The sequence below is a fragment of the Neobacillus niacini genome, assembly GCF_048572935.1.
In the GTDB taxonomy this organism is placed as follows: domain Bacteria; phylum Bacillota; class Bacilli; order Bacillales; family Cytobacillaceae; genus Neobacillus; species Neobacillus niacini.
The window spans coordinates 5661644-5679014 of the sequence record NZ_CP183883.1 but is presented as its reverse complement, the minus strand read 5'-3'; the positions used below and the strand labels follow the sequence as shown (position 1 = coordinate 5679014).

At 38.1% G+C, this 17371-nt stretch carries 22 protein-coding genes; 15 read left to right on the top strand and 7 right to left on the bottom strand.

The window, feature by feature from the left end; translation table 11 throughout:
• Positions 1-39 precede the first annotated feature (39 nt).
• The 5 genes from ACN6MT_RS27890 (at position 40) to ACN6MT_RS27870 (ending at position 5010) form a co-directional block, all read left to right on the top strand.
• A complete protein-coding gene (locus ACN6MT_RS27890) occupies positions 40-1251 on the top strand; it encodes an argininosuccinate synthase (RefSeq protein ID WP_419954069.1) in 1212 nt (403 codons plus the stop codon).
• A 59-nt stretch (positions 1252-1310) separates the two neighbouring features.
• Positions 1311-2687 (top strand): argininosuccinate lyase, encoded by a 1377-nt coding sequence (gene argH, locus ACN6MT_RS27885; protein ID WP_419954068.1) that lies wholly within the window; start codon positions 1311-1313, stop codon positions 2685-2687.
• Positions 2688-2780: 93 nt separating this feature from the next.
• Positions 2781-3641 carry a carbon-nitrogen hydrolase family protein gene (locus ACN6MT_RS27880; RefSeq protein ID WP_419954067.1) on the top strand — a complete coding sequence of 287 codons (861 nt, stop codon included), beginning with the start codon at positions 2781-2783 and terminating at the stop codon, positions 3639-3641.
• An 18-nt stretch (positions 3642-3659) separates the two neighbouring features.
• Positions 3660-4328, top strand: coding sequence for a GNAT family N-acetyltransferase (locus ACN6MT_RS27875; protein ID WP_419954066.1), 669 nt, complete (start codon positions 3660-3662; stop codon positions 4326-4328).
• A 13-nt stretch (positions 4329-4341) separates the two neighbouring features.
• The gene (locus ACN6MT_RS27870) at positions 4342-5010 is read left to right on the top strand and encodes a GNAT family N-acetyltransferase (protein ID WP_419954065.1); all 669 of its coding nucleotides are present in this window, start codon (positions 4342-4344) and stop codon (positions 5008-5010) included.
• A 308-nt stretch (positions 5011-5318) separates the two neighbouring features.
• On the opposite strand, the gene ACN6MT_RS27865 is transcribed toward ACN6MT_RS27870, so the two are convergent.
• Together ACN6MT_RS27865 and ACN6MT_RS27860 are read right to left on the bottom strand one after the other, a co-directional pair.
• Positions 5319-5507 (bottom strand): YfhD family protein, encoded by a 189-nt coding sequence (locus tag ACN6MT_RS27865; protein WP_063254529.1) that lies wholly within the window; start codon positions 5505-5507, stop codon positions 5319-5321.
• 97 nt (positions 5508-5604) lie between these two features.
• Entirely contained in the window at positions 5605-5739 is a 135-nt protein-coding gene (locus tag ACN6MT_RS27860) for a YfhE family protein (protein ID WP_082799616.1), read from the bottom strand.
• Between the two features lie 143 nt (positions 5740-5882).
• Between ACN6MT_RS27860 and recX the strand changes: the two genes are divergently transcribed.
• Complete coding sequence (recX, locus tag ACN6MT_RS27855; RefSeq protein WP_419954064.1) at positions 5883-6692, top strand: recombination regulator RecX; 810 nt, start codon at positions 5883-5885, stop codon at positions 6690-6692.
• A gap of 9 nt (positions 6693-6701) precedes the next feature.
• On the opposite strand, the gene ACN6MT_RS27850 is transcribed toward recX, so the two are convergent.
• Positions 6702-7379, bottom strand: coding sequence for an SDR family NAD(P)-dependent oxidoreductase (locus tag ACN6MT_RS27850; protein ID WP_419954063.1), 678 nt, complete (start codon positions 7377-7379; stop codon positions 6702-6704).
• A gap of 85 nt (positions 7380-7464) precedes the next feature.
• Between ACN6MT_RS27850 and ACN6MT_RS27845 the strand changes: the two genes are divergently transcribed.
• The gene (locus tag ACN6MT_RS27845) at positions 7465-7791 is read left to right on the top strand and encodes a YfhH family protein (protein WP_419954062.1); all 327 of its coding nucleotides are present in this window, start codon (positions 7465-7467) and stop codon (positions 7789-7791) included.
• A gap of 47 nt (positions 7792-7838) precedes the next feature.
• Here the strand turns inward: ACN6MT_RS27845 and ACN6MT_RS27840 are convergent, their stop codons facing one another.
• Positions 7839-8012, bottom strand: a complete 174-nt coding sequence (locus ACN6MT_RS27840; RefSeq protein WP_063254533.1) for a small, acid-soluble spore protein K — start codon at positions 8010-8012, stop codon at positions 7839-7841.
• 134 nt (positions 8013-8146) lie between these two features.
• Here ACN6MT_RS27840 and ACN6MT_RS27835 point away from each other — a divergent pair, with 134 nt between their 5' ends.
• Positions 8147-8416, top strand: a complete 270-nt coding sequence (locus ACN6MT_RS27835; RefSeq protein ID WP_063254534.1) for a YfhJ family protein — start codon at positions 8147-8149, stop codon at positions 8414-8416.
• Between the two features lie 90 nt (positions 8417-8506).
• Here the strand turns inward: ACN6MT_RS27835 and ACN6MT_RS27830 are convergent, their stop codons facing one another.
• Positions 8507-9487: a metal-dependent hydrolase gene (locus ACN6MT_RS27830; RefSeq protein WP_419954061.1), complete on the bottom strand. Its 981-nt coding sequence runs from the start codon at positions 9485-9487 to the stop codon at positions 8507-8509.
• Positions 9488-9608: 121 nt separating this feature from the next.
• Between ACN6MT_RS27830 and mutY the strand changes: the two genes are divergently transcribed.
• Together mutY and ACN6MT_RS27820 are read left to right on the top strand one after the other, a co-directional pair.
• Positions 9609-10703 carry an A/G-specific adenine glycosylase gene (mutY, locus tag ACN6MT_RS27825; protein ID WP_419954060.1) on the top strand — a complete coding sequence of 365 codons (1095 nt, stop codon included), beginning with the start codon at positions 9609-9611 and terminating at the stop codon, positions 10701-10703.
• A 184-nt stretch (positions 10704-10887) separates the two neighbouring features.
• Positions 10888-11574, top strand: a complete 687-nt coding sequence (locus tag ACN6MT_RS27820; protein ID WP_419954059.1) for a YetF domain-containing protein — start codon at positions 10888-10890, stop codon at positions 11572-11574.
• 134 nt (positions 11575-11708) lie between these two features.
• On the opposite strand, the gene ACN6MT_RS27815 is transcribed toward ACN6MT_RS27820, so the two are convergent.
• The gene (locus ACN6MT_RS27815; RefSeq protein WP_419954058.1) at positions 11709-11933 is read right to left on the bottom strand and encodes a hypothetical protein; all 225 of its coding nucleotides are present in this window, start codon (positions 11931-11933) and stop codon (positions 11709-11711) included.
• 117 nt (positions 11934-12050) lie between these two features.
• Here ACN6MT_RS27815 and fabL point away from each other — a divergent pair, with 117 nt between their 5' ends.
• From fabL to ACN6MT_RS27790, 5 genes are all read left to right on the top strand, one after another.
• Positions 12051-12800, top strand: a complete 750-nt coding sequence (gene fabL, locus ACN6MT_RS27810) for an enoyl-[acyl-carrier-protein] reductase FabL (protein ID WP_063254538.1) — start codon at positions 12051-12053, stop codon at positions 12798-12800.
• 76 nt (positions 12801-12876) lie between these two features.
• A complete protein-coding gene (locus ACN6MT_RS27805; protein ID WP_063254539.1) occupies positions 12877-13191 on the top strand; it encodes a gamma-type small acid-soluble spore protein in 315 nt (104 codons plus the stop codon).
• 161 nt (positions 13192-13352) lie between these two features.
• Complete coding sequence (locus ACN6MT_RS27800) at positions 13353-13610, top strand: YgaB family protein (RefSeq protein ID WP_419954057.1); 258 nt, start codon at positions 13353-13355, stop codon at positions 13608-13610.
• Positions 13611-13802: 192 nt separating this feature from the next.
• Entirely contained in the window at positions 13803-14333 is a 531-nt protein-coding gene (locus ACN6MT_RS27795) for a nucleoside tri-diphosphate phosphatase (RefSeq protein ID WP_063254541.1), read from the top strand.
• A gap of 113 nt (positions 14334-14446) precedes the next feature.
• Complete coding sequence (locus tag ACN6MT_RS27790; protein ID WP_419954056.1) at positions 14447-16222, top strand: ABC transporter ATP-binding protein; 1776 nt, start codon at positions 14447-14449, stop codon at positions 16220-16222.
• A gap of 51 nt (positions 16223-16273) precedes the next feature.
• On the opposite strand, the gene ACN6MT_RS27785 is transcribed toward ACN6MT_RS27790, so the two are convergent.
• Entirely contained in the window at positions 16274-17347 is a 1074-nt protein-coding gene (locus tag ACN6MT_RS27785) for an FUSC family protein (protein WP_063254543.1), read from the bottom strand.
• Positions 17348-17371: the final 24 nt, after the last annotated feature.

Genomic DNA, 17371 nt, shown 5'->3' with positions numbered 1-17371 from the left:
TTGAATATTAATTCACATATATGCGAGGAGATATATATAATGGCGAAGGAAAAAATCGTTTTAGCTTATTCAGGTGGTTTAGATACATCCGTTTCAGTGAAATGGATTCAGGAGAAATATGGATATGATGTTATTGCACTAGGTCTAGATGTTGGTGAGGGAAAAGATCTAGAAGCAATTAAACAAAAGGCACTTAATGTAGGTGCTGTTAAAGCCTATATGATTGATGCAAAAGAATTATTAGCGAAAGAATATATTTTACCAGCTTTAAAGGCTAATTGTTTATATGAAGGAAAATATCCATTATCATCTGCACTTTCACGTCCGTTAATTTCAAAACTATTAGTAGAAGTTGCAGAAAAAGAGGGAGCTACAGCTGTAGCACATGGCTGTACTGGAAAAGGAAATGACCAAGTTCGTTTCGAAGTCTCTATTCAAGCATTAAACCCAAGCTTAAAGGTTGTGGCTCCTGTACGTGAATGGGGTATGACTCGTGACGAGGAAATAGAATATGCCGAGAAAAATGGTATTCCAATTCCTGTGAATTTAGACAATCCTTTCTCGATTGATGCTAATATTTGGGGACGTGCTTGTGAGGCTGGTGTGTTAGAGGATCCTTGGGCAGAAGCACCTGAAGCTGCATTTGATTGGACAGCTCCAATTGAATTAACTCCAGATCAAGCTGAATATCTTGAAATTGAATTTGAGCAAGGTGTTCCGGTTGCGTTAAATGGTGAGAAGCTGCCATTGGTGCAATTAATTGAAACTTTGAACGAACTTGGCGGTAAGCATGGTGTCGGCCGTATCGATCATATTGAAAATCGTCTAGTCGGAATTAAATCCAGAGAAGTGTATGAAAATCCTGCTGCGTTAATTTTAATTAATGCTCACAAAGAATTAGAATTTTTAACACTGACACGTGAAGTAACTCAGTTTAAAACTCAAGTTGAACAGCAAATGGCAAAAATCATCTATGAAGGACTTTGGTATTCACCAATAAAGCCAGCTCTTGATGCCTTTATTGATGAAACACAAAAGGTCGTTACAGGTACTATTCGTGTGAAACTTCATAAAGGAAACCATACCGTTGTCGGTCGTAAGTCACCGAACAGTCTGTATAATGAAGAATTGGCAACCTATTCTAAAGGGGATGCGTTCGACCACAATGCTGCTGTTGGCTTTATCAAAATTTGGGGACTTCCAACAAAAGTATATTCTGAGGTAAATAATAAAGAAACAATAATGAAATAAGCGGGTGCCCTCGAAACCTTTTCGAGGGCAAACTTGTTAGTTTTCGAGGAGGGGCAACAATGTCCAAATTATGGGGCGGACGTTTTACGAAAGAAACCAATAAGTTAGTTGAGGAATTTACAGCTTCGATTTCCTTTGATCAAAAGCTTGCAAAAGAGGATATTGCCGGCAGCCTGGCGCATGTTCAAATGTTAGGTGAGTGCGGTATTATTCCAGCTGAAGACGCGGAAAAAATTAAAGCGGGACTGCTTGAAATTAAAACGATGGTTGACAATAACGAAGTTGAATTTTTAGTTGAAGATGAAGATATTCATATGAATATTGAAAAGTTATTAATTGAAAAAATTGGTTCTGTAGGTGGCAAGCTTCATACTGGGCGAAGTCGAAATGACCAAGTAGCAACTGATATGCACCTGTACTTACGAACAAAGACAACGGAATTAATAAAACTTCTTGAGGATGTTCAAGGTTCACTGCTTGTGCAGGCAAAAGAGAATATTAATACCTTAATTCCAGGTTATACTCATCTCCAGCGTGCGCAGCCGGTCTCATTTGCTCATCATTTAATGGCTTATTTTTGGATGTTTGAACGTGATAAAGAGAGACTAATCGATAGTTTAAAGCGTGTGAATTGGCTGCCATTAGGCTCTGGTGCCTTAGCAGGGACGACATTCCCTATCAACCGTGAGCGTGTTGCGGAGATACTTGGTTTTGAGACGATTTATCCAAATAGTATGGATGCCGTTAGTGATCGAGATTTTATCTTAGAATTCCTCTCAATTGGTTCTATCATCATGACGCATATTTCAAGATTATCAGAAGAGCTTGTGATTTGGTCAAGCCAAGAGTTTCAATTTGTGGAACTTGATGATTCCTTCTGTACCGGCTCTAGCATTATGCCGCAAAAGAAGAATCCTGATGTTCCAGAACTATTAAGAGGAAAGACTGGTCGTACCTTTGGAAATTTGATAGGATTACTGACTGTCCTAAAGGGTTTACCTCTTGCTTACAATAAGGACTTACAAGAGGACAAAGAGGGAATGTTCGATACAGTGGAGACATTGGAAGGGTCTCTAATGCTGTTAGCACCCATGATTGAAACGATGACGGTAAATAAAGAGATTATGCGAAAAGCAATTAATAATGACTTCTCAAATGCAACTGATATTGCTGACTACTTGGTGAGAAAAGGTCTTCCATTTAGAGATGCACACGAAGTCATTGGGAAAATTGTTTTATATGCAATACAGCAGCAAAAGTTCTTGCTTGATTTGAGCTTTGAAGAATATCAGGAGTTCAGTTCGTTATTTGAAGAGGATATTTATGAGGTTCTAGCACCAGAGCATGTTGTTGCCGTTCGTAATAGCTTCGGTGGAACATCTCCTGAACAAGTCCTAAAACAAATCCAGCTTGGCGAAGGAAAACTAGGTAAATAAGTGAAAACCACCGGAGGGTGGTTTTTTATTTGTATTACTATCCAAAATAGTAGATAATTTCCTCATATGATTTTTTAAAAAGGAGGAAGAACGATGAAATTACGGGTCTCGGTTGTACAGTATCACTTACATACCATTCAATCCTTTGAAGAATTTGCCGCACAATGCGAGCATTATATAAAAACGGCGGAGGAATTTGGAGCAGAGTTTGTCCTTTTTCCTGAGTTCTTTACCACACAGCTGCTATCCATTGGAAATGGAAAGGGCCAGAGTCTCACCATCAATGATCTGCCAGGTTTCACCGAACAATACCGAGAATTGTTTTCTAATTATGCGAAACAAACCAACATGCACATTATTGCCGGTACCCATGTTATTGAAAAGGGCGGCAAGCTATATAATACGGCTCATTTATTTTATCCAGATGGAAGAATTGGCGAGCAGGCAAAGCTTCATATTACCCCTACGGAAGTAAATGAGTGGAACATGGAGAAGGGTGACAGCTTCCAAATCTTTGAAACAGAAAAAGGAAAAATCGCCCTGCTTACCTGCTATGACATTGAGTTCCCTGAAATCGTCCGCATGGCAAAAGCCAAAGGGGCAGATGTCATCTTTTGTCCATCTTGTACCGACGACCGCCATGGCTTCCATCGTGTTCGCTATACAAGCCATGCACGTGCTGTTGAAAATCAGGTATATGTGGTTTTAACCGGAACTGTCGGAGCCTTGCCAACCGTTGATTTCATGCGGGCTAATTTTGGGCAAGCAGTTATTATTACACCAAATGATATCCCGTTCCCGCCAAAAGGTATTCTCGTGGAGGGTGAAATGAACAACGATATGGTAGTAACAGCAGACCTTGATTTAGAGTTATTATATGAAGTTAGAGAACGTGGTTCGGTAACAACTTGGCGTGACCGGAGAACAGATTTATATCCTGATTGGGAAAACTAATGGAAGGGTGGATTGGCCATGTATCGGAGCGAATTCTACGTATTTGACCAAGATAAGCCAGTTCCTGTAATCATTCGCAATTACACTCAAGACGATTTTGACGAACTTATTCAAATACAGTCTGAATGCTTTCCGCCTCCATTTTCTTCAGAACTATGGTGGAATAAAGAACAATTATCAAACCATGTGATGAGATTCCCAGAGGGAGCTATATGTATTGAAGTAGATGGTATTTTAGCCGGTTCCCTTACAGGGCTTTGTGTGGATTTTGATCCTAACCATATGGAGCATACATGGGAAGAGATCACGGACCATGGATACATTAAAAATCATAATCCTAGTGGTGACACACTCTATATTGTGGATATCAGTGTAAGGCCAAGGTTCAGAAAGTTTGGTCTGGGAAAATTGATAATGCAGGCGATGTACCATGTTGTGATTCAGAAAAAGCTTGTGAGGCTGCTGGGCGGCGGAAGAATGCCTGGTTATCATAAGGTAGCTGATACCCTGACACCTCAACAATATTTAAATAAAGTAATAAAAGGGGATTTGAAAGACCCTGTTATTACATTTTTGCTTCGTTGTGGAAGAGTGCCGATTGGCATAGTAGAAAATTATCTAGAAGATGAGGAATCGTGTAATTACGCAGCCTTAATGGAATGGAAGAATCCATTTAATCGAACATAGGGAGAGTGTAAAAGTGGAATATAACCGAATTACGAGTATTGAAGATCCAAACTTTAAAAAACTTCATGATCTAATGGGAGAAATTTTTCCGCCTGAGGAAGTCTTAGAGTATGACCTATGGAGAGAGCCCTTAGAAGATCCGGGTATTCGCGTATTCGTTGCAGTTAACGGAGATGAAGTTGTAGGAGCAACTGAGTATCGCTATTATCCAAAATGGAATATTGCGATGACAGATTTCACAATCATTAGTAAGCCTGGTCTTAGCCTTGGACGATTTTTAGCACAGAACCGTCTAAAGGACTTGCAAAAGCTTGCAGCTGAAAATGGTAAAGAGCTTTTCGGTATGTTTGCCGAAATTTATGATCCATATCGGGTAGGTCACGAATTTGGCGGTGTGAAGGTCATGGACCCTTATGTGCGTCGTGAAGTTCTTTCCCATTTAGGATATAAACGAATCAATTTAGACTACGTACATCCGTCATGGGAGAATAATGGCGAGGGTGTTAAAGGACTGGACTTTTGCTTTATGCCAATGAACGATGATCTTGAATATATTCCTGCCTCCCTTGTGGCTGACTTTCTGACCACTTATTATTCCATTCTTTCAAATAAGCCGCAGGAATGGTTAGATATGATTGCACACATAAAATCAAAAGAAACCATTTCATTATTGCCGCTTTAATGAGTTTCTAATATAACCAGCTTATAAAGTTCACATGCTATTCATATTTCTAACATTAATATGTTAAAAAAGTGTGAATGACGTTGTTATTGGAGGAAGACGAGGGTATAGTGAAGAGGTAAGGAGATAGTGATTCAATTCACAATCACCTAATGAGTTTTACCGAGTCCTGTTTGCCTACAATGGCGATAATCTCTCTATAGGACACGATGATTTAACATTTTTCCCCCTTATAAATTTTTAAGAAGCAGGATAAACCTGCTTCTCTTTTTTTTGCAGCAAAACTACTGCGATTTTTCTCAAAAGGGTTATTTGTTTTTTCTACGCTTCACGCGCTGGTTGGCTGCATTTGCTCGTGCCATTGCTTCAAGGTCTGCATGATCAGCAAATTCAGCGGAATATTCCACATCATAACCATCTGATTTCATGTTTTTAGGAACCTGTGGAAGTGATGCTTTGTTTTTATCACGAGTTTTATGTCCCTGCGCACGACCCATTAGAAAAACCCCTTTCAATGTTAGCATTTAAGGAACAACGTAAGAAGTTCCCTCTATTAGCTTTACCATTAGAAAGAGGTCCATTAGTGGAAAAATATTAAAGTTTAGTTTTACTGTCGTTAAATCCGCCAGCACGATCTGCTAATTTAAAGTCACGTTGATACAGTACCTCTTGTGTACTTGTTAAGCTGTATTTACCCCTGCCCATATCCTTCTTCTTTTTTCCTGCCATTTTGCTCATTCCTTTCAACATTATTGTTAATCGTTATAAAGCTTATGGAAAAATTTAAGCACATTCTCCATTTTTACCTTATAAGAATGGAATGATACTCAAATGTGAAAAAAATATGGTAAAGTAAGGGTGAGGTGACGGATATGGCTGTTATTACAAAAATCACCACACAGCAGAAGAATAAAGACCGCTTTAATATTTTTATGGATTATGGAAAAGGTGAAGAATATGCCTTTAGTGTCGATAGCGATGTACTCGTAAGGTTTCATTTAAAAAAAGGGCTGGAGATTGATGAACTTTCCATTCAGGAAATACAGTATCAAGACGATATCCGGAAGGCCTATCATCTCGCTGTTAATTATTTGGCCAGAAGAATGAGATCTGAAAAAGAAATAAAGGAATATCTGACACAAAAGGAAGTAGAAGAACCTATCATTATTGAAGTTCTACATAAATTGGATTCTCAAAAATACATTAATGATGAGGAATATGCATTTTCCTTTGTAAGAACTCAAATGAATACGGCAGATAAAGGCCCAGACTTAATCATAACGGAGTTAAAAGAGAGAGGTATCACTGAGGCTCTCATTAAACAGGCTATGGCCGAGTACTCTAAAGAGGATCAAGTTGAAAAAGCAATAAAGGTATCCGAAAAATTAATAAAAAAAAGCACAAAGGATTCGATGAGGATTGTTAAGCAAAAAGCGGAACAATTGTTGTTAAGGAAGGGCTATTCTTTTGAAATTATTCATGCAGCACTAAATGAAGTTAATATGGATAAAGAACAAGATCAGGAAATGGAAGCCATTAGGTATCAAGGCGAAAAAGCGAAGCGGAAGTATAGTAAATATAGCGGCTTTGAATACGAACAGAAAATGAAACAAACCTTATATCGAAAAGGGTTTTCAATCGAATTGATTGAAAAATATCTAGGAGAAAGTGAAAAATCATGACACTGGTCGTCATGATTTTTTACTTTCAATAATAATCTCATTCTGGTGGATTTGCTCGATAATCATTTCCGCTACTTCTTTAGCTGAACGAAAGCGTGAAGAGTCAGCTACGTGATTGCTGCCTTCCCAAAAAGGAGTATCCATGCCACCCATATAAACAGCTTTAATATTAATCGGACTATTTTCGTATTCTTTTTGCAGACTTTCAGTAAAGCCTCTGACAGCAAATTTACTAGCGGCATAAACAGCTTCATTGACCTTCCCTCTTAATCCTGCGGTTGAAATAATATTAATCAGCAGACCTTCACCTTGTTCTTGAAGTAAAGGCAATACAGCTTTTGTCATTAAGATGGTACCTAGAATATTCGTGTGAAGCATCTCGCTAATTTCTCGTTGTGTAATTTTCACAAAAGGACCGAAATGTCCGACACCAGCATTATTGACCAACCCAAAGATTTTGTAGGTTTTGCCTATTTCCTCCATTTTCATTGTAATATCGGATTCTTGTTGCACATCAAGCACAACAAAATCTGCCTTACCGCCTGCTTGTTCAATCACGCTTTTAACTGAGGAAAGCTTATTGCCCGATCTTCCTGTCAATAAGACGTGATAGCCTTGCTGTGAGAATAATAAGGATAATTCCTTCCCCAATCCAGAACCAGCGCCGGTAACAATGATGGTTTTCATTGAATTCTCTCCTTCATCCTTTATTAATTGCATAAAAATAACTATACTAAAATAAAGGAAAAAACGAAAATGGGAGTGGGAAGAAATGCAACAACAGGAGAGACGCTATAGTTCCATGACAGAGCAAGAATTAAAGCAGGAAATCGCTCAGCTGCTAGAGAAAGCGCGAAAAGCAGAGCAAATGGGGATGGTTAGTGAGTATGCTGTGCTCGAGAGGAAGGCTGTTATGGCACGAGCCTATCTATTGGAGCCATCCAATTTCAAGCCAGGAGAAATTTATGAACTGGAGGGTGACCCAGGGGAGTATTTTAAAATAGACTATCTAAATGGTGTATTTGCTTGGGGATACCGCTTAAAAGGTGATGGGAAAGAGGAAGCCTTACCCATTTCAATGTTAAAAGAACTTAAATAAATAAAACAAACCAGAGAACAAGTCTCTGGTTTGCTCCTGTTTGAGGACTACATAAACTCAGGTGTATCCTTTTCACGCTGACCAGAAGCACGCATCCGCTCCTGCGGGTGTGTATTGATTGTGCCATCGGCTCTTCTAGAAGCATATTCTGCTTTTGCTCTAGGCTCTCCCTCTAACTTGTTGTTGTTTTGGTTAGGGAAATTGGTTTCTTTATTTCTCATGCTGTACCTCCATTAAAAGGGAATGAGAAACCATGAATAGCAAAGTGTCGTCACACCAGTGCTTATCACGTGATAATAGTATTCGAATTTTAGGAGCAGGTTATGTTATAAGAAATTGGCAATGAGGTGAATGTATGAATGATTATCATGAAAAATTAGCAAAACTATTGTTAGAAAAAAACGATATGCTCTCCTATAATCAAGCAAGGACGTGGGTTGAATTAATGTGGGAGGATTTCGAAACAACCGCTGCAAAGGCAGGAAGAGATTATCTTGGCAGTGAAATGACCGAAAGAATTGTGAGACAATGGATAGAAAATTATGGCGGAAGACTCCATGACTTTGTGGCTAAAAATCCAAAATATAAAGAATTTCTCAAACCAGACAAAACATCGTTGAACTAATGACCACAGTACCGGTAAACCAAGGCTCTTCCACATGTATAAATAGCAACGAAAAGAAGCGAAATCTACTCTGATTCCGCTTCTTTTTTATCAACTCGGTATAATACTGAGCTTTTTTCGTAGTTTCTTTTCACTGAACACCCAGCCTGTGTAAGAGCTTATTGGGTTTAGCTCCAAGTCCAACTGGACTACTGCAACGAAAGGATAATGCCCGTTGCTGCGGTACCTTAAATCAATGAATCGAACTTCGTAATGGTCATCGTACTCATCTAATTCCCAACGGTACACTGGAGAAAACGATAGAAAGGCCGCAAGATTACTATCTTTTTTAGCTGCCTCGAGGACTGGCGTTTTGGGAACAGGTACCCGCTTGAAACGATCGTATATAACAATATTTGTTCCCATTGCCCTGCCAACAAAAAATTCCTCTTCATTCATAACAGCTATTCTCCAGAAGTTAAACTTCATGGTTGGTGACGTAATGATATCAGTCGCATCGGGAATCATTTTTCTAACGGCTGCCCGTACTTTCGCTTGGGCATAAAAACGAAGTAAATAATACCCAAATAAAACGACAAACATTGTTAAAAAGGTATATCCAGGATGTGCGCCGATAACCCAAATAACGATGGCTGCCACATGAATTCCAAAGATGATAGGGTCAAAGGTATTAATTACTCCCAGCGCCACCCATTTAGATGTAAAAGGTCGAAGTGCTTGTGTTCCATAAGCATTAAAAATATCTACAAAAACATGGATGAAAACCGCTGCAAAGGTCCAGCCCCATAGGTGAAGAAGATTTGCCCCTGGAAAGAAGGGGAAAATCACCGCTAGTAGAATAAGGGGCCATAAAAGCACAGCCGGTATTGAATGAGTGACACCACGATGATTACGAATATAAATCGCATTATTTCTTAACTTTAGAACGGTATCAATATCAGGTATTTGTGAGCCAGCGATGGTAGCAATTAAAACACTCGTGGCAGTTGCTGAGTTACTTGCAACCACTGGGTCAAGAGTCGCAAGACCGCCAAGGGCAATTCCCATAACAACATGAGTTCCAGTATCCAAAAGGAAAAATCCTCCTTTAATAAGTTCTTGTCAAAATACTTAAATTGGCTTATCGTTAAAAAATGCTTATTATTATATTCCCTTATTTCGTTTTGTTTAACAGGCTGGAGGAACTTTTGTAATGGTAAATGAGTTGAAAAACATAGAAAATATCTCAATAAAAAATTTTCAGGAAGATTTATTATCCTGGTTTAAAGCCGAACAACGCGACTTGCCATGGAGAAAAGATCAGGATCCATATAAAGTATGGGTATCCGAAATCATGTTGCAGCAAACAAGAGTGGATACGGTTATTCCTTATTTTAATCGATTTATAGAATGGTTTCCAACTATAGAAGATCTGGCCACCGCAAATGAAGAAAAAGTTCTAAAAGCGTGGGAAGGGCTAGGTTATTATTCACGGGTCAGAAATTTACATTCAGCTGTTAAGGAAGTAAACGCCAAATACGACGGTAAGGTACCGGATACACCAAAGGAGATTTCAAACCTTAAGGGAGTGGGTCCCTACACTGCAGGTGCAATCTTAAGTATTGCCTATGGTATTCCTGAACCAGCGGTAGATGGGAATGTGATGAGAGTCTTATCAAGAATCCTATCGATTTGGGAGGATATCGCGAAGCCATCAACAAGGAAGGTATTCGAAAACGCTGTTAGGCAGATTATCTCCCATGATGATCCTTCTGCTTTTAATCAGGCATTAATGGAATTGGGTGCATTAATTTGTACTCCTACATCCCCATCTTGTCTACTCTGTCCAGTACGGGATCATTGCCAAGGGTTTCATGAGGGAGTCGAGACTGAACTTCCTGTCAAAACGAAAAAGAACTCACAAAGAAGTGTTGAGCTTGCAGCAATTATTGTGAAGGATGAAACTGGAAGTATATTAATTCATAAACGTCCTGAAAATGGGCTGCTAGCGAATTTATGGGAATTTCCAAATGTGGAACTTCATGAACCATTTGTAATCGAACGTGCCCAAATTGCCGGGTTATTCAGAGAATCATTTGATATGAATATTAAGATAGAAAAGAATATTGGTCAAATAGAACATGTTTTTTCCCACCTAGTCTGGAATATCCGTGTATATATAGGCAAAATTGACTCAGATTTTTCGCAAAATAGTGAATGGAAATTTATCACTTTAGATGAAATAGAAGAGCATGCTTTTCCAGTTTCTTTTCATAAAATGCTTAAGCTTTATAAAGAATCCATATAAAAAGTATCACTTCCTAAAATTGCACCGCATTTTGCGGTGTTTTTTTGATTTCCAAAAACGTATTTTTATTTCCTCTAGAGCTAACGAATATATACAGGTTAAAATTGGCAAGTTAAAAGCATTACGACGATAACTCAACAAGAATGATTCTCTTGAGTGAAAAATTGCAATGGTTGGTGAAAGCATGGAAATACACACTTTGTTACTAAGGATAACGTTAGGCTTTTTTGTATTATTTTTACTAACTAGAATGATGGGTAGAAAAGAGATTAGTCAAATGACTTTTTTCAACTTTGTTTCAGCTATTGCTATTGGTGAAATAGCTGCAAGCCTTGTACTTGACCATCAATTAAGTATTCGTAATGGACTTATTGCTCTAGCAGGATGGAGTATTTACACACTTTTAATGAGTTATATAGATATTAGATCTGTAAACGCTAGAAAGTTTCTAGTAGGTGAACCTATAATCCTGGTAAAGGAAGGAAAGATTATGGAAAAAGCCCTCCAAAAGAGCAGATTAGATTTGGATTCCTTAAGGGCTATGCTTAGACAAAAGGACGTTTTTTCTATGGCAGAAGTAGAGTATGCAATATTTGAAACAGATGGTAAACTTTCAGTCATGAAAAAGGAATCTGGAGAGCCTTTAACGAAGGGGGATATGAACGTAAATAATAAGAAAAAAGAATTCCCTCTTCCAACTGGAATCGTTTTGGATGGAAACATTAACACTGAAAATTTAACCAAATTACACCTGAGTACTGACTGGTTGCACCAAGAACTTCTAAAAGCAGGGGTTAATTCGGTATCTGATGTTTTTTATGCAGAAATTCAACCGGACGGTACACTTTTTATTGATAGTAAAATGAATTAACACTTTAGTTAATATCAAAATTATGGATATATCAATCAAAAATGACTATCAACAAATTGATAGTCATTTTTGAATTGCATTTTCAATGTTTTCGTTAGGAAACGTAACACGTGTAACAAAGGTGGGATGTTACATTAATCGTAACTAACGTGTGTTCCATGTGTGTAATCGGCTTCTTGACGCTTTATTCCGCCGCGATTTTCAATTTCCTCTATGATTTCACGATGAATCGTAACACCTTCACTATTTAAGTATGGTGCAATTTGCTGCAATGAGTGGTGAAAGAAGGCTAGTTCGCTGTCCCTCCATTCAGCTTTAGAGACCATAGAAAGCTCTGTCATATCCCGTCCTACATACATAATCTTCTTCCTTTCTCATTCTCATTTAATAGCCTTAGGTTTTGTAATCAATTGTCAACTATACATTAAAACGCTAAAATGAATACAAAACTTGTTTTAGAAGGGAATTTGAATAAAATGACACAAAAAGTAGCACTCATAACAGGAAGCAGCAGAGGAATTGGGAAAGCGACAGCTTTAAGGCTGGCTCAAGAGGGATATGACATCGTCATCAATTATGCAAGAAGTAAAAGTTCCGCACTAAAAGTTGCAGAAGAGATTGAAGCTTTAGGCAGAAAAGTATTAGTAGTAAAGGCGAATGTCGGTGATGTTAGTAAAATTAAAGCCATGTTCCAACAAATCGAAGAAGAATTCGGCAGACTGGATATTTTTGTTAATAATGCAGCCTCAGGAGTTCAACGCCCTATTATGGAATTAGAAGAAAACCATTGGGATTGGACCTTAAATATTAACAGTAAAGCTTTACTATTTTGTGCGCAAGAAGCGGCCAAATTAATGGAGAAAAATGGCGGCGGAAAGATTGTCAGCATAAGTTCTTTAGGATCTATTCGTTATTTAGAAAATTACACGGTCGTAGGGGTGTCTAAAGCAGCCTTAGAAGCCTTAACAAGATATTTAGCAGTAGAATTAGCTCCGAAAAATATCGTGGTTAATGCTGTTTCTGGAGGGGCCGTTGATACAGAGGCCTTAACACATTTTCCAAATCGTGAGGAGCTTCTCCAGGAAGCCAAGGAGAAAACTCCAGCGGGACGAATGGTCGAAATCGAGGATATGGTAAATTGTGTGATGTTCCTTTTGTCTGAAAACTCTAGTATGATCCGAGGGCAAACCATTATTGTCGATGGCGGGATTTCGTTATTGGTCTAAGAGTAAATTTTTTTGAAACTTTTTTGGATAGTCTTTTCACCTCCTGGGTATCTTAATTTTTGTGGAGGTGATTAAAATGGCAAACAACTTCAACCAACAACCAAACAAAACTTCTGCTGGAACTAACATCCAAGAAGTTAGACAACAAAATGCACAATCTCAAGGTTCAGCTGGTCAATTCGGAACTGAATTCGCTAGCCAAACAGATGCTGCTGAAGTTAGAAGACAAAATCAGCAATCTCAACAAGGTTCTGCTGGCGCTGCTGGTTCAGCTGGTCAATTCGGAACTGAATTCGCTAGCCAAACAGATGCTGCTGAAGTAAGAAGACAAAACCAGCAATCTCAAGCTAACAAAGGCCAAGGAAATTCTGGTCAATTTGGTCAAAGCTAATAAATTCGTAAGCAGAAGGCGCTCTCATTCGAAAGAGCGTCTTCTTTCTGTGAAAAAAACTTTTTCGACAAAACTTCTCCCAAGTTTACATAAGTAGTCAAAGGATATAACTGCTGATTAAAGAATACATATTAGATAGAAAAAATAAGGCGGTGTGGTAAATGGATCATTTTAACCGTTTAGTATCTGAGCAGATGTTGACAATGGAAAAATTACTATACCTTCAGGGAGAACTTGAACGTTGTCAAGAAATCGAACAACAACTACAGACTATTCAAAACGAAACCGAGTTAGAAAGTGTTCAATTTGATATCAATCAAATGAAAAAAGAGTTAAAAGAAATTCAGGAAATTTTTGAAAAACAAACAGAAGAAGTGATTCAATCCTATCGTGAAAGTGACTTAGAACCTTCCATATAGGCCAAAAATGTAAAAAATAGTGAAAAATAGGTAATTTTTTTCAAAGAGTCATTGAAATCAATGGCTCTTTTGTTTTAAATTCTTTATTCAACCGTTATAATAATAAGAAATAGTAAATGATTTGTTACCATTTGTCGATTAAGTACAGGAATAAAGGTTACAAAGCGTTTAGGAAGGAAGAAGGGGAGAATCATGGGCGTACCCATCGAAGGAGAACCAATACAAATACATAGCTATAAACACAATGGGCACATCCATCGCGTTTGGGAAGAAACGACCGTTTTAAAGGGATCCCAAAATTTAGTGATTGGCGGGAATGATCGCACAATTGTAACGGAATCAGATGGAAGAACGTGGATTACAAGGGAACCAGCAATTTGTTATTTTCATTCACAATACTGGTTTAATATTATTGGTATGATTCGTGAAGATGGTATTTACTACTATTGTAATCTCAGCTCACCATTTATCTTTGATGGCGAAGCAGTTAAATATATTGATTATGACCTCGATATCAAGGTATTCCCTGATATGACGTTTAATTTGTTGGATGAAGATGAGTATGAACGTCACCGTCGTGAGATGAAATATCCCGAAGTGATTGACCAAATATTAAAACGAAATGTTGATAAGCTCATTCAATGGATCCGTCAGCGGAAAGGACCATTTGCACCAGATTTTATTGATATCTGGTATGAGCGTTACTTAACTTACAGACGTTAATGGAAAATGTCCAACGCCATGGAAAGATGATGAAGGCACCTACACGGTATAGTAGCTGCCTTCATCATTTTTCCATGTTCCTATTGATGTAACAGCAGAAAGGAGGGGCAATCTTGAGCAGTGTTCGCAGGTATCTTGAATTTGTTAAGCCATATCGTCTTCAAATCTTTGGGACGATTATTATCGGGATTGTAAAATTTGCCATTCCTCTAATCATACCCATGCTCATTAAGTATGTTGTGGATGATATTATTGGAAAAGGTGGTTTAACCAATGATGAGAAAATAGAAAAACTACTTCTGATAATGGGGGTAATGATTGTTGTTTTTGTTTTCTTAAGACCACCAATTGAATATTATCGCCAATATTTCGCACAATGGACATCAAGTAAAATTTTATATGATATCCGTGACCGTATGTATACCCATATCCAGAAACTCAGCTTTAAGTATTATGCTAATACACGTTCTGGAGAAGTCATTTCACGAGTTATAAATGATGTTGAGCAGACAAAAACATTCGTAATGACCGGTTTAATGAATTTGTGGCTGGATATCGCCACAATTGTTATCGCCATCATCATTATGTTTTATATGAATGTCAGTTTAACGTTGGTTTCGATTTTGTTATTTCCACTTTATGCGATTTCAATCAGATACTTTTTTGGCAACTTGCGTAAACTTACAAAGTCTCGTTCTCAAGCGCTTGCTGAGGTTCAGAGTTACCTTCATGAACGTGTGCAAGGAATGCCTGTCATAAAAAGTTTTGCAATCGAAGAGTTTGAGCAGACACAGTTTGATAAACAAAATAAAAACTTTTTAGATAAAGCGTTAGAGCACACCAGTTGGAATGCAAAGGCGTTTGCAGCGGTTAACACCATTACCGATATTGCTCCTTTGCTTGTGATCGGATACTCTGCATACCTTGTTATACAAGGAGATTTATCGTTGGGGACCATGATTGCGTTTTTTGCGTATATTGATAAATTGTACAATCCGTTAAGAAGGCTTGTGAACTCTTCCACAACCTTGACGCAGTCCTTCGCGTCGATGGATCGGGTATTTGAATTCATGGATGAAAAATATGATATTGTTGATGCTCCAAATGCCGTCGAATGCAAGGATGTGAAGGGGGACATTACGTTTGACCATGTTCACTTTAGCTACAATGAATCAGAGGAAATGATCCTGAAAAATATCAACCTTAATGTAAAAAAAGGTGAGACGATTGCCCTTGTTGGGATGAGCGGTGGAGGCAAGTCGTCACTTGTCAGCCTAATACCTCGTTTCTACGATGTCACTAAAGGAAAAATACTCTTAGATGGAGTGGATATCCGCCACTTCCAGGTCCAATCCCTCCGAGATAAAATAGGAGTGGTTTTTCAGGATAATATCTTATTTAGTGAATCTGTTAAGAACAATATCTTATTAGGTAAACCCGGGGCAACGGATGAAGAAGTTTATCAAGCCGCTAAAGCAGCCAATGCCCATGATTTTATCGAAAATTTAGCAAATGGGTACGATACCAAGGTTGGGGAAAGAGGCGTTAAACTTTCAGGCGGTCAAAAGCAACGAGTCGCTATTGCCCGCGTGTTTTTACGAAACCCGCCGATATTAATCTTAGATGAGGCAACTTCAGCTCTTGATTTAGAAAGTGAACATCTAATCCAAGAAGCACTTGATAAATTGGCGAAGGATCGGACCACCTTTGTGGTAGCCCACCGTTTATCGACCATCACCCATGCTGATCGAATTGTTTTAATCGAACATGGCCAAATTGTTGAAGTAGGTAAACATGATGAATTAATGGAGAAAAAGGGAAATTATTATAAATTATTTCAAGTTCAGCAGTTAGAACAGCATAAAGAAAAGGCTCCGCTGGAGGCATAGAAAAAAGCAACAAAAAATGACGTATTGGTATACGTCATTTTTTGTTCTCTTTTATTCTATATCCTTCTGTTCAATCGATACCTCATTATGATGGAAGGAGTGAAAGCTAGTTATTAATGTATCTAGATGTTCAACCTGTTCCCCGTAATCAATGATGGAGGAGATTATTTGCATAGTATGATACAAATGCGGGTCGTCTTGATGACTGTAGAGCTTTTGATGGCTCAAGAATAACTCGAATAATTCCTTATTATTAATACAAGTATTTGTTTCATTGTCCAAAGGTGTTGGAACTTTGCCAATAAATCTAAGCATTAATTGCTCATGATGGTAAATCACACTGTCGAGCTGTTCTTGAATCGACTGTTGAAAATTTTCTGGCAGATGAAGGATTTCGTTTTCAAATCGGTGAAGTTTTTTTAATGTATCCAGTGCCTTTTTGGCACTAGAACTCATTTGCCTGAAGACTACTAGTTTTCTTGACTTTTCTAAGCTAATCTTTTTAAAATAACTTCTTTCTTCTTTATACATTAAATAAAACTGTTCTATTTTAATTAAATTATCTTTTAATTTTTCAATATCTGCCTTTAGCAAATTGTGGTCAAAGTCATGCCGAGTACTTAATCGAATCCAGCGAATAATTTCCTCTGTCGTCCCTGTAATTTTAAAATACAGCTTGTTTTCATATTTAGGCGGCAGGAAAACAAGGTTTACCACAAAGGCAGAAAAGACGCCAATCATGATGGTTGAGAAACGGATTCCGGCAAACGGTATAAAATCGGTACCAGGGGTTTCCATAATTGAAATTAGCGTTACAAGAGATAGTCCGATTGTATTTTCAATTTTTAATTTAAGGTTGATAATAATAACAATTACTGCAGCTAAGCCAATGATGATAATGTGATTTCCTAGTAGAAGAACAAATATCACCGCAAGAATCGCACCGATTAAATTTCCTTGTATTTGTTCAACAATCGTTAAATAGGACCGATAAATCGTTGGCTGGATTGCAAAAATTGCAGCAATGCCTGCCAATACAGGAGAGGGTGAGTGCAGCAGCTGGGCTAAGTAAAGGGATAAGACAATTGCAATTCCCGTTTTAAAGATGCGGGCACCTAACTTCATTCCAAATAGTTTCCTTTCAATTTG